This is a genomic window from Actinosynnema sp. NPDC023658 (genome assembly GCF_040639995.1).
In the GTDB taxonomy this organism is placed as follows: Bacteria; Actinomycetota; Actinomycetes; order Mycobacteriales; family Pseudonocardiaceae; genus Actinosynnema.
Genome location: NZ_JBFAAX010001032.1, coordinates 1 through 590 on the forward strand (window position 1 = coordinate 1; position 590 = coordinate 590).

The following is a 590-nucleotide window of genomic DNA, read 5'->3' on the forward strand; positions in this document are numbered from 1 at the left end:
CCGGCGCACGCGTCGGACTACCTGATGGTCACGCTCGTGGCGACGCCGGAACGGCTGGGCGTGCCGGACGACGAGCTGTTCGCCCTCCCGCCGGAGGGGCTGCGGGAGGTCTGCGTCGAGGCGATCACCGACTGGCACCCGGCGCTGCGGGAGCTGTTCGCCCGCGCCGACCGGGAGACCTTCCTCCCGATCGCGCTGCGCGCCGGTGAGCGCGTCGACGCGTGGGAGCCCGGCCCCGTCACGCTCCTCGGTGACGCCGTCCACACCATGCCGCCGGCCGGGGGGGGGGGGGCCCGCCCCCCCCCCCCCCCCCGGCCCCGTGACGAGGCTGTCGCCGTCGATCAGCAGGTGCAGACGCCACCGTTGTTGACGCCGGCCACGCCGTTGGCGCCGACCAGACCGGAAGCGCCGTTGGGGTTGGTGATGGTGTTCACGCCGGTGCCGCCGTTGACGGTTCCGGCGTTGCCCGTGCCTGCCGCACCCGCGGCACCGCCCAGGCCGCCCGCGCCGCCGGGACCTGCGCACCCGGTGCCACCGTTGCCACCGGCACCGCCGTTGCCGCCGTTTCCGCCGGGGTGGGTGTAGGTGTC

The 590-nt window shown here is 76.4% G+C and carries 1 pseudogene; it reads left to right on the plus strand.

Annotation, left to right across the window (positions count from 1 at the left end):
* Positions 1-585, plus strand: a pseudogene (locus AB0G02_RS37715) (hypothetical protein); the annotation flags it as partial.
* Positions 586-590 lie beyond the last annotated feature (5 nt).